At 44.9% G+C, this 14,998-nt stretch carries 9 protein-coding genes; 3 read left to right on the top strand and 6 right to left on the bottom strand.

What is annotated here, in order from left to right:
- Nucleotides 1–170 precede the first annotated feature (170 nt).
- From LVY74_RS02985 to LVY74_RS02960, 6 genes are all read right to left on the bottom strand, one after another.
- Nucleotides 171–2,276: a hypothetical protein gene (locus LVY74_RS02985; RefSeq protein WP_237813782.1), complete on the bottom strand. Its 2,106-nt coding sequence runs from the start codon at nt 2,274–2,276 to the stop codon at nt 171–173.
- Nucleotides 2,273–3,403 carry a VWA domain-containing protein gene (locus LVY74_RS02980; RefSeq protein ID WP_237813781.1) on the bottom strand — a complete coding sequence of 377 codons (1,131 nt, stop codon included), beginning with the start codon at nt 3,401–3,403 and terminating at the stop codon, nt 2,273–2,275. The genes LVY74_RS02985 and LVY74_RS02980 overlap by 4 nt, the downstream gene beginning before the upstream one ends.
- Complete coding sequence (locus tag LVY74_RS02975; protein ID WP_237813780.1) at nt 3,400–5,922, bottom strand: DUF5682 family protein; 2,523 nt, start codon at nt 5,920–5,922, stop codon at nt 3,400–3,402. The genes LVY74_RS02980 and LVY74_RS02975 overlap by 4 nt, the downstream gene beginning before the upstream one ends.
- Nucleotides 5,923–6,053: 131 nt before the next feature.
- The gene (locus tag LVY74_RS02970) at nt 6,054–7,148 is read right to left on the bottom strand and encodes an ATP-binding protein (RefSeq protein WP_237813779.1); all 1,095 of its coding nucleotides are present in this window, start codon (nt 7,146–7,148) and stop codon (nt 6,054–6,056) included.
- A 73-nt stretch (nt 7,149–7,221) separates the two neighbouring features.
- Nucleotides 7,222–10,992 (bottom strand): DUF4132 domain-containing protein, encoded by a 3,771-nt coding sequence (locus tag LVY74_RS02965; RefSeq protein WP_237813778.1) that lies wholly within the window; start codon nt 10,990–10,992, stop codon nt 7,222–7,224.
- 140 nt (nt 10,993–11,132) lie between these two features.
- The gene (locus LVY74_RS02960; protein ID WP_237813777.1) at nt 11,133–11,837 is read right to left on the bottom strand and encodes a VIT1/CCC1 transporter family protein; all 705 of its coding nucleotides are present in this window, start codon (nt 11,835–11,837) and stop codon (nt 11,133–11,135) included.
- A gap of 187 nt (nt 11,838–12,024) precedes the next feature.
- Here LVY74_RS02960 and LVY74_RS02955 point away from each other — a divergent pair, with 187 nt between their 5' ends.
- From LVY74_RS02955 to ruvB, 3 genes are read left to right on the top strand one after another with little or no spacing between them, the layout of a single operon-like run.
- Nucleotides 12,025–13,368, top strand: a complete 1,344-nt coding sequence (locus LVY74_RS02955) for a deoxyguanosinetriphosphate triphosphohydrolase (RefSeq protein ID WP_237813776.1) — start codon at nt 12,025–12,027, stop codon at nt 13,366–13,368.
- Between the two features lie 17 nt (nt 13,369–13,385).
- Complete coding sequence (gene ruvA, locus LVY74_RS02950; RefSeq protein WP_151709729.1) at nt 13,386–13,988, top strand: Holliday junction branch migration protein RuvA; 603 nt, start codon at nt 13,386–13,388, stop codon at nt 13,986–13,988.
- A gap of 8 nt (nt 13,989–13,996) precedes the next feature.
- Complete coding sequence (gene ruvB, locus LVY74_RS02945; RefSeq protein ID WP_237813775.1) at nt 13,997–14,995, top strand: Holliday junction branch migration DNA helicase RuvB; 999 nt, start codon at nt 13,997–13,999, stop codon at nt 14,993–14,995.
- Nucleotides 14,996–14,998: the final 3 nt, after the last annotated feature.

Here is a 14,998-nt window from a genome sequence, read left to right as displayed (position 1 = left end):
TCAGCTAGATCAAGAATCAGGATTATGTAAACGAATTTTCATGAAGTCTTTATTTTTTCGATATATTTTTTTTACGCTGCTTATTTAAAACACAATTTTTTTTTCGAATTGATCTGACTGTATAACAAATCGGCGACTGAAAGCTGTATTTCAGCTGCCGATTCATCCTTTTATGCCGCTTCATCTGCAATATAAATCGGCAAACTGACCTGCATCCGCATCGCCATATCACAGAGATACACTAGACGAACCAAGTGATCAATCGTCAACTTAGGTCTGGCAAGTGTCTGTACCAATTGCTGTTGTAGCAATGACATGCCCGCTTGTTGTGCCAGTTGTTGCTGATCTTGCAAAATCTGGCGCTGCGAATCGGTCAACCATAAACGTCCTGAACTGCTTAAACTGCACAGTACATCAAGCACAGGCTCACATAAACGCTGAGCCAAAGTCTGCTGTAGCTGATAGTGCTGTTGATGTTGCTTTTTCTTGGCGAGCAATTGCTCAATTCGCCCCACCAAGCTTTCTTTCAGCGTTTTTTTCTGCTGCGGTACAGCATCAAAATCAAGCTGAAATAGCACTTGTCTAGGCTGAACCACATCTAAAAACAAGCTGATCGGCGTTAAACGCAACTGGTGCGACTGAACTGATAATGATGCAAATACGGCAACAATTTTTTCAGGTTCAAGACACAAGCGTTCCAGTTTGCGAATACGTTCCAGACTTTGCGTGTTCCAGTCCAAACGTAGCTGCAAAACATTCTCCGCAGCATCGTAGACTGACCACCACAAGCACTGTTCGATTTCATCGACCTGAGGTGAGTCACAACGGGCAATTTTCAATAACACCTGTTGTGCTAAACCTTCCACAGATTGCATTTGGCTTTGCCAGTGCTGCTGTAATTGTTGCCAGTCTTGAAAGGCAGCTTGCTCAAAAATCGGCTGATAATGTTCCAAGCTTAACTGGGCAAGCTGAGTATGTGCCTGACTTGAACCTGAACTGGACAAGCGCCCCTGCTCAGAAAAACGCGGCTGCAACAAGCGCACATGTCGCTGCATCAAACTTTCAGCAGTATGTTGCCAAATACTGTGTTGCCCCCAAGCCCGATAACGGTCAAAACTAGGATCTTGCCCTTGAGCGCGGGCGATGGTCACATCAATTGGACGCTGTTGCTGCATTTCCCAAAAATACAAACTCAAACCACGCGCACCACCTTGGGTATGCCACCATCTCGCCCCGAGCGGTAACAGATCTAACTCTGTCTGTTCGCTATCGTGTTGATAGTTCTGCCTTGACTGCCCACGTAACTGAATCAAATGCTCAGCATGACTGTGCTGCAACTGATGCAGATAACTCAGCATTTGTACGATATAACACAGGCTTTCTCGTTCATTGGCATGCTCATCACGGCGCACTAATGCGCTCACCTGACCACTGAGTTGACGCAACATGCCTGCCAAACGGGGCAAGCCTTCACTGCGTGCGGAAACATTCAGTAAATGCAACTGCCGTGCCGTCATGCTGCTAATATGTGCCAAGCCCTGTTGTAATAACTGGGTGAGGTCTTGCTGTAACTCTTGAATAAACTGGCGTTCACTGTCACTGAGCAAGGCAGGATTTTCCTGATCGCTCAGCTCCAGTTGTTGCCAGATTTTTCCATGTTGAAACTGTACCAAGCTCAATGCTGCCAAGTGTAAAGCGGGCTGATCTTTTTCCACATCGGACAGCATGCCTGCAAAACCTGCCCCAGCCAAATAGCTAACCTGCTCATTTAACTCAGGCAACTGTACCCGAACCCGATAGGCTTCAATGCTGATCTTGATGCTGTACCTTTGCCATTGTCGTGCCCACTGAATGGCTTTTTTCGCAGCAGATTTCCCAATTTTCTTGGCAATCTGATCAAGATCAAGTGCCAACATTTCCGCCAAGACATCAACCGTAGGCGATGCTTCCTCAATCACTGAATTTGCTGTTCCCTCGGTTGAGGAACTTTCAGTAGTGCTTGTACTCTGATGATTTTGCTGTAGCCACAGCACCGCTGCGACAATATGTTTACACGCACCTGTTGCAGGGCAAGAGCATTGTGCCTGATGTAAGCCTGTTGCACTCAAACAGACCTGCTGACCATCACTTTGAATCAACACCTGATCGGGCTGTTCTTCCTGTAAACTGACTTTATTGGCATCGACATCTTTTAACGCACGGCGCACCAATCCCACATTGGCAAAGGTGGACAGACTGTCCTGATCATAAGATAAATATTGAATTTTCCAGCTCATTGCATCACCTCTGCCATCCATTCAGCAAAATGTTCAGGCGTCAGCGCAGCCACAGACATGCCACGTTCACTGAGTTTTTGTGCCATTTGCATGTCATACACAGGCTGTGCCTGTTCATCCAACGCCGCCAGTCCAAGCAGCTTCACCTGCTGACTACTCAGGCGACTAATTCCACCCAGTAAATGCGCCACCGAACCGCCTTCTTCAAAGTCACTGATCAGGGTAAAAATGGTGCGATTCGGCTGAGTCACCAAACGCTCACAATAGTTCACCGCTTTGGCAATATCTGTTCCCCCGCCAAGCTGTGCAGTCAGTAAAACTTCCACAGGATCACTGGCAAGATGTGAAACATCAACCACATTGGTATCAAATAAAACCAGATGTACTTTCACCGCAGGCAAACTGGCTAAAATACTGGCACAGACCGCGCTATACATCACCGAACTTAGCATCGAGGCACTTTGGTCAACACACAAAATCACCGTCCACGGCAAATGTCGTTGTACTCGCGCATTAAAAAATGGCTGTTGAATCACCAGTTTTTGCAAATCTACATTGTAATGTTTCAGGTTGGCTTGAATGGTACGCCGCCAGTCAAAGTTTTGACTATTCGCCACCAATGAACGGCGAAAACGGTGCTTGCGCCCATGAATGCTATTGACAAAATTTGCCTTCAAACGGGCAACGATTTGCTCGACCACACGACGAATAATCTCGCGCACAGCGTCACGGGTTTCGCTATTCATTCGCCCGCGCATACTCAGTAAGGCTTTGGCAAGCTGCGGGGTTGGCTCAAGATGCTGCAACGTATTGGCATCTTTGAGTAAACCATCGAGTTGATAACGCTCAATCGCTTGGGTCTGCACCCGTTCAAAAGTACTTTGTGGAAAGAGCTTGCGGGCGCTATTTAACCAATTCACCGCCGTCAGTTGTGAATTGTCCAGTGAGCCATGACGGGACTGCCCTGCCACTTGCCCACGCCCGTCATATTCACGGTTATATAAATAATCCAATGTGCGTTCCAAACGCAGTTGTTCAGCATCGAGCTGAACCTGATTTAAGGCGCGGTCGCTATAACGTCCAAGCACTAAGCGCCAACGAGCAGCCGTATCATGTTCTTGCTTCATGCCTGCTCCTCCTGCGTGAACCACATTTCTAATTGTTGCTGTTGAAGTAGTTGCACTAATTGTTGATTGAGCTGCACACCTTGCAACATTTCGGTTTGTGAAATTTCGCTGCTGACCACAGTTAGACTCAAGCTCGACACTTGATTGAGCTGTGCCATATGTTCAGCAAAATGTGCCGTTTCTTTGGGTTTTAAATAGGTAAAGGCAAAACGTAAATCAGGCAACAATGCGATAAACGTCTGTTCATCCCAAGAGGTCAGCAGTTGGTTGAGCAAATCGCCCAATTCCCGATAATGCAGCAACAACTCGGGCGCAGCCTGTAAAATGCCTGACAAATATTGCACCGCATGTTCAGGAGTTGCTCCGATGCCAAAACGCTGTAACAGCGATTGCTGCAAATCCTGCTCGGCATATTTCCCATCTAAAAATGCCAATGCATCTCGACCACCCGCCAATAAATCAATTTTCTGCCATGCAACATCCAAACGCTGCAAACTTTGATAAAGCTGACTCAATAATTGTTGAGGGCAATCTAGAATCCGTTCAATCTGCTGTGCCAATTCGCGTAATTGCAACACCTGTTGCAGTACAGCTTGCTGTTGCTCAGGCGCAGGTGTGCTGTGTTGTTCCAGTAAAAATAAGGCACTCGGCAAAACCTGTTGCAGTAAGGCTTTGAGTTCAGGCTGTTGCTGAAAACCGAGAAAATCTTTACCTGTCCACAAGTTCAGTAGCTTTTGTCCACACTGAATCACCGAAGACAGCTCAGGGTCATTGGGTAAATATTGCTGCACTTCGGCAAACAAGGCAGGAATCTGTTGATACAGCCCCATCACCGCAGCACGCAACAACAACTGCACCGCCTGATGTGATGAACGTCCTTGACCTGCCTCATAAAAACGCTGTTTCAATTGAAGCAATTGCTGAATGGCTAAGCTCTGCACATCACCCGCTTCCGCAGACAGTTCAATCAGCCGCGCTTCAACTTGCGGTGTCCACGCATATTCCCATTCTTCAAACAGTAAATGTAACTGTCCACCTGTCAGAAAATCAGGGCCTGTCTGATGTCGGGCAAAACCCACTTGCAAGAAACTCAGTAAATGCAAAAAACGGCTGCGTAAACGATGTTTAGGATTACGCAGTACATCCAGTTTAGCGCGTTTACTGATGGTATCATCCAGTTTAAAACGATGCGCTTTGGCAAGTTCCACCACTTGCGCCAGTAGCGGTGGCGTTTGAGTCGAGCTAACCACTTGTCCAAGCTGTGCCCCACTCAAAAGCTGCATCAATGTTTGCTGAAACGCCTGCTGCCCATCATCCAAACTGCCTTTAACAAAACTACTTTGGCAGGCATCAATCAAGTCATAACGGCTGATCAGTGCATGTTCACGCAAGGCAGCCAAGCCCACTGCCTGTTCACTGGCAGTCTTTACGGTAATAAAACTGCTGTCCAAAACTTGCTGCTGACGTAATTGTTGTGACAAATCGGAAATGACATCAATACATAAACGCTGACGTTGCTCGGCATCACTCTGTTCAGACGGCGTATTCAATTGCTGCCAACAGCGTTGATAAAATGCGGGGGATGGCATGCCTGAGGCATAACCATTTAAAGCATCCAAACGGTCAAAGCTATAACGGATCAGCCATGCCTGATCCTCCTGATCGGCAGATTTAAACTTTTTCAAGGGCTTCGGTGAGTCTTGCAATAACTGCCCTGCCAACTCCTCAATCAGTGCCAAGGTATGAAAGCCACCTGTAATAATACAGATGTCACCCTGCGCCTGTGCATGGCAGTCTAAAATCGATTGCAACATGCAGCGTTCACGGATCAATGACGCTTCTGCCGCAAGCACACTCGGCTCATAATCCAGTCGTGACATGCTGCACCAGAGCTGCACTTCAGCAAAAAATTGCTGCCAGTGGCTCAGTTCAGCCTTAGATTTCAGCTCAAATAAATGATCCCACAGTTCATCATGGTTACGGCAATTCAGGCGGCTCGCCAGTGCTTGAATATACTGGCTATGTGCCAAATAGCGCTCCTGCTGCAAACTTTGCGCCTGCCATGTTTGTGTGTGACTGACTTGCTGCTCATGTTCGACCTGACTTGACCATGCCAAATCAATAAACTCCACCTGTGCATTGATCTGTTTAGCGGTTCGTAACGCCACCCATTCAGGCGAATAGTCACAAAATGGAAAATAAGCACTGCGATAGTGTTTCTGTGGCGTCTCTGCACCTGATTCTGGCACTAGATTCGGCGTACTCAGTTCAGTCTGACATAAAATTGCCAGTGGCGGCTGACTGTCAGGATGCTGCAAATCGCTCAGTAAAGGATTGAATGATTTGGGTGCTTCAATCAACACATGGGCAGGTTGTAATTGTTGTAATGCCTGTAAAGTTGCATAGGCACAGGCAGGGCTATGATGGCGAACCGCAAGAAAATGAATGCCACGTTCAGCAAGCTGGTTTTGCCAGTGTTGGGCTTGCTGTAAACGGGCGGGCAAAGTGGTGTTAGTCATGTGTGATCTATATCCAAGGCAGGGTTGCAAGGTCTGTCAACTCAAACCATTACAGACCCGATGCAAACTGGGTCGCGGATTGCCTGCACAAACAGGCATCACGCGAACTTGATGAAGAAAGCGCACAAGGCTTATTGCCAGAAGGTTTTACCTGCATCAAAAAAAGCTTTCCATGTTGCATCTTGCTTGGCACGTTCACGCGCCACATTGTCCATATAAAAACGCATGCGCTTGGCATCATCAGGATTATCTTTGAGCACTACACCAATCAACTGTTTGGCAATCGCCGCAGCATTTAAACTTTGATCTCCCAAGTAATAACCTTCCAATGCCGCAGCATAGACAATATTCACCGCTTCGGCGGTTGACATCACCGCATCTGGAGTTTTCAGGGTGGTACCATCCTTGGTGGTTCCTTGACGCAATTCCTGAAAGATCGTCACAAGCAGATCAATCACCGATTCAGAAATATTGACCTGTGCTGACAAATCGCCCAATTCACGTTGCAACTGAGTAAAGACCAGTTCACGTTCAAACACAGCATCAGCAATCGGTTTCACGGTTTCAAAGTTAAAACGGCGTTTGAGTGCCGAAGACATTTCATGCACACCACGATCACGTAAGTTGGCTGTGGCAATGATATTAAATCCTGCTTTGGCATAAATTCGCCCTTGCTGCCCAAGCTCAGGAATCATCATGGTTTTTTCTGACATTAACGACACCAGTACATCCTGAATTTCGGGCGGGCAGCGGGTAATTTCTTCAAAACGGATAATCTTCCCTTGCTGCATGGCTTGATACACAGGCGATGGCACCAGTGATTTTTCATTCGGCCCTTCAGCAAGGAGTAAGGCATAGTTCCATGAATATTTCAGGTGATCTTCTGTTGTACCTGCTGTGCCTTGAATGGTTAAACCAGAATCATCACTAATCGCGGCTGCCAGTAATTCTGAGAGCATGGATTTTGCGGTTCCTGGTTCACCCACTAACATCAAGCCCTGTTTACCCAGTAAAGTCACAATGGCTCGATCGACCAGTGCATCATCCCCAAAAAACTTACGGCTGATCTTGAGTTGTTCATTGCCTAAAATAAACTGACGGACGGCTTTAGGTGAACGAACCCAGCCCAATGGCTTGGCAGCGCCGCCATCATTTTGGGTCAAAATGTCCAGTTCTTCCTGAAAACGCTGCTCGGCACTCTGTTTAATAATCTGTTGTTGTGTCATGTACTTAACCAATTCTATTGTGATCTATTGCTTTGCGTGCCGACCCCAATGACTTGGGGCAGCATCATTTTGATTACCAAGGGGTTTTCTTTTGCCATTCAGGATCAAAACCTCGGCATGCAGCCGCCACAGCCAAATAGTCGGCATAGCACTCTGCAAATAAAATTGGCGGTACATCTTTGAGTTGCATGTCACTACTGTTCCAAGAACGCCCTTTGACTTTGCTAAAGCTCAAACGGTATAGCACCGCAGGCATATTTTCTTCAGGGAAATAACTGCCACTAAAATAAATAAATGCCGAAATCCCCAAACTATTAAAGGTTTTGTAGTAATACTCAAATACGCCGCCATCTTCTGCTTGCCCACGCTGATACCCTAGTTTGGTGACTGTGCCACGCAAGGTAAAGGTATCGGTCATCCAGCCCAAATGGTCATCGATCTGATCTTTATTCGCCAGTTCCAGTTCAGGCAATACATGATCAAGCTGTTTAAACAAGCCTTTGACTTTATAGTCTTTATAATGCTGCTGCCATGCTGCAATCTCATCAGCATCCATCAGTGCAGCATGCGCCAAACGAATCTCACTGTCTTGGCTGAGTTCCACTTCATCATCGTCAGCATTGATCAAACTGCCATCTTCGGTTGGACGGAAGGTATTTAACACTTCACCTTGCGCCATTTCCTGCCAGACCAAACGCTGAATCAACAAGCGCATCACAGGATGTTCCGCCAAATACTGCTGCCAGTCATTGACTGTCCAATGACGGTTAGCACATATCGCTTCATATAAACGAGCAGTTTGCAAATCAATGATTTGTTTCAGTTCTTTTTTGCTGCTACTGAACTGTTTTTTAGTTTCTTTGACCAGATCGGCATCATCGGTTTGGCGCGGTGCAGGCAATGCCTTAATCACTTTACCTTCTTCATTTTTCAGAACCATTTTGAGCTGATCATCAAGAACTACGGTGAACTCGCGTTCGCCAAAGCTCAAACTTAAAACACCTTGCTCATCAAACCCTGCGGTTGGAATGGTTCGATCTGCCAGTTCATCATTGCTCCAGCCATTACGTTCTGCAATCACCTCAATATACTGACGTGCTTTTTCCTGTACCGAAGCGGTTCGATAACGACGCGCAATCGACAGTAAGAATTGGATAATTAACGGATCATTGCTGTTGGAAATTGCGGCGAGCATGGCTTCAATTTGCGCACGGCGCTGGTAATGATCTTTCATATATTGCTGCAACAGGCGCACCGCTTTATGCCCCTGAATCCCGCTACTCAGTGCCAAAATTCCTTTATCAGAAATGGCTGATCCCAAATAACGTGACAGCACTTCACGCTTAATCTGTTCGATCATCTGCTCAAGAGTGAAATGCTCATAATGTGCATAGTATTCAGGGTATTTGTGACCATAGCGCTTAAATGCATCATGATAACTTTGCAAACGTGCAGGTGCTTGTTGCTGCGCCTCTGCTAAAGCCTCTTCTTGGGTTGGTGAACGCACATCCTGATGGGCAAAACCTGCAAACAGGAACTCACCCAATTGCTGCTGACTATCGAGTGACAATAAACTCAAATAACGCTGAAATAATGCATTCCCGACAGGATCTTTGAGTTTATGTGCCAACACCACCCACCAGCGTAAAATGGTTTCGCTGACGGCTGATCCATCTTGCCAAGTCAATGCAGGGAACGGCTGATCTAACAACCATTTCAGACTGGTTGGCAATTTGGCTTTTAAGCCTTTTTCAGCATCTTTGAGTAAGTGTTCAGGCGACAAATGCGCAGAAATATCTTCACCCAATTTTTCCAGTGCAGTCAGTAATGCTGCAATCACTACTTCACGTTTTTCTTTTTTCAATGCAGTTTGTAATGCAGCAATCGCAGCCACATCGTTGAGACGGACGAGCCACTCTGCGGCAACGATACGAATTTCCTGCTTACTCGATGCTAAACCCTCTTCCGCACGTAAGCGAATGTCAGGTAGTCGTTGCAACAATTGCTGTGCCTGCAAACGGTAACTTTTGCTTTCGCCCAAAGCCAGTTCGAGTAAACGCGGAATAAATTGGGTAGGTAACTGCGGGAAATAACCCAAAATTTGCAAGGCAGCAGCCACATCATAACTTTCATAGTAGCCATGTAACTGCGAAGGCAATAAGCCCAAAGCTTCAGCCAAAAAGTCAGGTTTCTCCGCAAAAAATGGCCAAACATGCTCAGGGGCTAAACGATCCAAAGCATCATCATAGTTGGACTGCAATAAGAAATAAGCAACGGATTGATCAGCCTGATCTATGCCTGCTTTTTGAATCGCATCACGCAATTGACGCAAATCAAGCTTGGCATAATCCTCAGCTTTTAAGCAATCATTGAGTGCATAAGTACTGAGATGCATTCGCCCTTCACGTATATAACGATGCCCCATCGCAATTAAAAAATGAATCAAGTTATATTCAGGCAACTGACTCAAACGCTGTTTATAGAAAATAATTTCTTGATCTAAATCTTTTTTCTTGGCAGATACTTCAGCATTTAACACATCAAAATAGCTAAAAATGGTGGCTTCATTGAGTTTTTCTAAACTCGCACAACGCTGCTGACGCCATTTGCTTTTCCATTTTTCCTGCTTGTTCTGTTCAATTTCAGCTTCGGCATCTTGTTTGGCTTTTGCCAGTACATCACGATAATTTTGCAGCAGAATATCTTTAGTTTGCTCAGGTAAATGGACAAACTGAATCGGTTCATAACTTGGAATATCGTATTGATCTTGCTGCTCAGCACGATCAAGTGATGCCAAACGTGCTAGTGCCTGCTCAATCGTCTGAATTACGGTTTTACTTTTTTCTTGAGTCAAGGCATGTTCCAGAGTTGACTGACTGACTGTCCCCAAACGCGCCAACAAATCGGCTGCATAACCTCTTTCTTTCGGTGCTGCATTGGCTAAGCGCTCTGCCAAATATTGCTGTACATCTTGTTCTTCCAAACCTGCCAGCATTGACTGAGCAGCGCTGCGCACCTTTTTACTGCTAGACACTGCACAACTCACAATCAACGATGGAAATTGCTTGGCAACCTTTGGATATAACTCCAAATAATTAAACAGGTTTAACTGACCATTGGCAGAAAGTCGTTGATAGAGTGTTGAAAAATCGTCTGAATGCTGTTGAATATAATCTTTTAGATCGGGCAAACGATAGAATAAATCCAAATTACGCCAGTAATACTCAGACATATTATCGCGGTCAAATAGTGCATTCAGGATTAATGTACCCTCAAGCTGCTCTTGCTCTAGGAGTTCATGCAGCATTTGCACAGACCAGTTTTTGCGAAACTGCATATTTTTATTGATGGTGTGATCGCCCAAACTGCTATGCAATCCATCAATCATCAAATAAATCAACCAGCTCGGAACTTCAGCATTTAAACGGGTAAGATTTTGTTCACGAGTCGCAGCAACTAAAAATTTGCCAAAACGGACGGTTTGCTCAAAGCTTAAGCCTGTTCCAATATGGTTATAAAAATTCACTCGAGCATTTTTAGATTGATTAATGAGTTTCTTATTATTTTGTGCTAAAAACTGAGAACTTGGAGAAACACTCCACCAGTTGAGTGTAGCGGGCTGCCCCAATAAAATAGCAACATCGTCATTTTGACGAGATTGCAAGGTCATTAAAATTTCGGGATGTTGTCCTGACCAAATATAGTCAAAAATTTGAGCAGGATATTGCTCATCCGATGCTTGCAGTGGTGCAACCACTTTATACAGCAACTCTGCTGCGACTTTTTGTTGTTTCTTATCTTCTGATTCAAAACCTAACTGACTGAATACATTTTCTAGCATCATTTAACCTTTTATCTTATCTCTTTTAGGAGAGATTCATTCTCATCTGTAAAAAGTATAATCAAATTTTATAAAAAGTATTGTATGTTTTATACGTTGTGCGACATTATTTGTCGTTCATGTTTCTCACTGCTTTCGTGAGATTAATGCATGCCGACATCAAACAGAGAACCGATCCAAAAACTAAATAGCATCGCCAAAATCCCCCAAATAACCACACGGCTTGCGCCTTTCAACATTGAACTGCCTCCTGCATAACTGGCAATCGCTCCTAAAATTGCCAGAGACAATACCCCAACAAGACCGATTCCAACTTGTAACCACGTTTCAGGAACAACCCAAATAGCTAACAATGGGCACAATGCCCCTAAAGCAAAAGATAATGCAGAAGAACATGCCGCCTGTAATGGCTGTGCCAAAGTTTGTTCAACAATCCCAATTTCATCACGGGCATGTGCTTGTAAAGCATTATGTGCTGTCAACTGTTTGGCGACCTCGGCAGCCAAGCTTGCTTCCAACCCACGCTGTGTATAAATTTTAGTTAATTCTTTAAGTTCTTGTTCTGGATTATGGTGCAACTCATGCGCTTCCATTTTCAAATCTGCATGTTCAATATCCTGCTGTGATTTGACCGAAATATACTCGCCTGCCGCCATAGATACAGCGCCCGAAATTAACCCTGCGATACAACTGACCAAAACCGTGTGTGCAGATGCGCCACTTGCGGCAATCCCAATCACCAAACTGGTCACAGAAATAATCCCGTCATTTGCCCCCAACACTGCGGCACGTAGCCAACCCGAACGCTCGGTATAATGTTTTTCAATATGTGAAGAGTGTCGTGTCATGATCTTTTACGCTTTCTCTTATTTTGATCTTTAGGGTGTATATAACATGAATCTGTTCATCACTTCGACATCTGTTGCATCTAAACTGCGCACGACAAGTCATTACGACAACTCCTGACGTTATACGCTAGAGTCTCACCCACTTTTTTGGCATGATGTCTTTTTACAAGGAATAACAATACAATTTATGAGACAAATGCGTTGGTTAGAATTGCTCTCTGCAATTCGTTTAGGTACAAAAAAAACAGGAAATGAACAACTTGGGCGCAGTCCATTTCATAAAGACTATGACCGTATCATTTTTTCTCAAAGCTTTCGGCAACTCAACCGTAAAACTCAGGTTCACCCCCTGACTCAACATGATGGTGTACATACACGCCTGACACATTCCCTAGAAGTGTCCTGTATTGGGCGCTCCCTTGGCATGATGGCTGCCGAAAAAATCAAAGATGATTTACCCATGTGGGTGACGCCTGCCGATGTTGGGGCAATTATTCAGGCAGCTTGTTTGGCGCATGATATTGGTAATCCACCTTTTGGACATGCAGGTGAATATGCTATTCGTGAATGGTTTGATGATGCTGCTCATACCAATTTTCTCACTGAACTTAGCCCTGAGGAACAAGCCGATGTACGCCAGTTTGAAGGCAATGCGCAAGGTTTAAGACTATTAACTCGAATCGACTATCACCCCAATGACGGAGGGATGCGTTTAACTTGTGCCACTTTAGGTGCTTACCTTAAATACCCTTGGCTGTCTAAAACCATTGAATCCCAAGGTGACAGCCCTTCACATCAACGTGCAAAATTCGGCTGTTACCAAACAGAAAAAGAAATTTTAAAAGATATTGCCGAACAGCTTGGACTGATTCAACTTGGTGAATATCACTATTGTCGTCATCCACTGACCTATTTGCTCGAAGCAGCCGATGATATGTGCTATGCCCTCATTGACCTTGAAGATGGGATTAGTCTCAATATTTTGACGTATCAAGAAGTCGAGCCGATCTTTCTCAATCTGATTGCAGATTATGGTATTCCAAGTGAATTGTCCGTTCCGTGGAGTACATGGCAGCAAAAAATTGCGGCTTTGCGTGGACGTGTCATGAAACGCCTAGTCGATGAAGTCACGACAGCTTTTGCCAAGCATCAATACCAAATTTTGACAGGTCAACTCAATGGAAACCTGTTACAGTACTGCGCCCCAGATATTTCCGAAGGAATTGAACGTGCAAAAAATCTGGCTCGTGAAAAAATTTTTGGGCATCGAGAAAAACTCGACTTAGAAATTGTTGCACACATGAGTTTACAAACTATTCTCGATGCTTTCATTCCTTTGACTGTTCCAAACAAGCAACTCAGCTTTAAAGATCAGCGTATGATGTCAATTTTGCAGCAATATGGCGCACATTTTGCAGAAAATCACTACCAAAACATCATGCAGGTACTCGATATTATCAGTAAGTTTTCAGATCATGAAGCTTATGACCTCGCGCAAGTTTTACAAGGTCGTCCGACCTCTTTGATTTAATTTCAGGAAAAATTCACATGATTGGCTGCTTAATCGGCGAAATTATTTCCATCGAAACTGCACCATGCGTTTTATTAAACGTCAATGGTGTCGGCTATGAAATAGACACGCCACTTTCAACTTTTTGCCAATTACAAAAGGGGCAAAAAGTGACACTATGGACACACTTGGTTGTGCGTGAAGATGCACAACAATTGTATGGTTTCTTAGATGCCCAAGAAAAAAGCATTTTTAGAACATTACTCAAAGTCAATGGTGTAGGTCCCAAAATGGCGCTGGGGATTTTATCTACACTCAGTGTCGAACTACTCATTCAAACGATTGAACATGATGACGTCAACACTTTGGTCAAAGTGCCAGGGGTAGGCAAAAAAACCGCCGAACGTTTATTAATTGAATTAAGAGATCGTATTAAAGGGCTATCTGGGAATCTACCCCAAAATCACCCCAATAGCACATTAAAACTTTCTGGCAATTCTGCAATTGCAGAAGCCGAAGCAGCATTACAGTCATTGGGCTATAAACCTGCCGAAGCACAAAAAGCAATTGCTTTAGTCAAAGATCAATTTACCGATGTCGCAGACCTGATTCGTGCGGCGCTTAAATCTATGATGAAATGATAAGCACCATGCAAGATCGATTAATTAGTAGTGTAGAAAAAACTGAAGATCATATAGATCGTGCCATTCGCCCAGCCACGCTATCAGACTATGTTGGGCAACCCGTTGTGCGTGAGCAAATGGAAATCTTCATTGGGGCTGCCCGTGGTCGTAGTGAAGCACTCGATCATACTTTGATTTTTGGCCCACCAGGTTTAGGCAAAACCACACTTGCCAATATTATTGCCCGTGAAATGGGTGGCAATTTAAAGTCGACTTCAGGCCCTGTACTTGAACGCGCTGGTGATTTAGCTGCATTGCTCACCAATCTTGAAGAAGGTGATGTGCTATTTATCGATGAAATCCATCGACTTTCTCCAGTGATTGAGGAAATCCTCTACCCTGCGATGGAAGATTATCAGCTCGACATCATGATTGGTGAAGGCCCTGCTGCCCGCTCAATTAAACTGGATTTACCTCCATTTACATTAGTTGCTGCCACCACTCGTGCAGGTTTATTGACCTCACCACTACGTGACCGCTTCGGCATTGTACAACGCCTTGAGTTTTACTCTGTCGAAGACTTGACCTCGATTGTCAGTCGTTCGGCGCTGTTAATGGATGTTTCAATGACCAGTGAAGGGGCATCTGAAATTGCGCGCCGCTCACGAGGTACACCACGTATTGCCAACCGCTTATTACGCCGTGTTCGCGACTATGCTCAAGTCAAAGGCACTGGTGAAGTGACTCAAGACATGGCTCAACGTGCCCTCGATATGCTTAATGTCGATAAAGCTGGCTTAGACACTTTAGACCGCCGTTACTTAAGCATGTTACTTGAACGCTTTGATGGTGGGCCTGCAGGAATTGAAGCCCTTGCAGCAGCCATGGCAGAAGACAGTGGCACACTTGAAGATGTCATCGAACCCTATTTAATTCAACAAGGTTTTGTCATGCGTACTGCGCGTGGCCGAATTGCGACTAATCAATCCTATATACAATTTGGATTGGTTCCTCCTGAAACCTAATTA

Origin of the sequence: Acinetobacter sp. ME22 (genome assembly GCF_022012315.1) — a bacterium.
In the GTDB taxonomy this organism is placed as follows: domain Bacteria; phylum Pseudomonadota; class Gammaproteobacteria; order Pseudomonadales; family Moraxellaceae; genus Acinetobacter; species Acinetobacter brisouii_A.
The sequence above is the reverse complement of the archived record's forward strand: the minus strand, read 5'-3'. Positions and strand labels throughout refer to the sequence as shown.

Coding starts and splice junctions, on each gene's coding strand:
- LVY74_RS02985 (WP_237813782.1), bottom strand. CDS start 2,276: ATGAGCTGGAAAATTCAATATTTATCTTATGATCAGGACAGTCTGTCC.
- LVY74_RS02980 (WP_237813781.1), bottom strand. CDS start 3,403: ATGAAGCAAGAACATGATACGGCTGCTCGTTGGCGCTTAGTGCTTGGA.
- LVY74_RS02975 (WP_237813780.1), bottom strand. CDS start 5,922: ATGACTAACACCACTTTGCCCGCCCGTTTACAGCAAGCCCAACACTGG.
- LVY74_RS02970 (WP_237813779.1), bottom strand. CDS start 7,148: ATGACACAACAACAGATTATTAAACAGAGTGCCGAGCAGCGTTTTCAG.
- LVY74_RS02965 (WP_237813778.1), bottom strand. CDS start 10,992: ATGATGCTAGAAAATGTATTCAGTCAGTTAGGTTTTGAATCAGAAGAT.
- LVY74_RS02960 (WP_237813777.1), bottom strand. CDS start 11,837: ATGACACGACACTCTTCACATATTGAAAAACATTATACCGAGCGTTCG.
- LVY74_RS02955 (WP_237813776.1), top strand. CDS start 12,025: ATGAGACAAATGCGTTGGTTAGAATTGCTCTCTGCAATTCGTTTAGGT.
- ruvA (WP_151709729.1), top strand. CDS start 13,386: ATGATTGGCTGCTTAATCGGCGAAATTATTTCCATCGAAACTGCACCA.
- ruvB (WP_237813775.1), top strand. CDS start 13,997: ATGCAAGATCGATTAATTAGTAGTGTAGAAAAAACTGAAGATCATATA.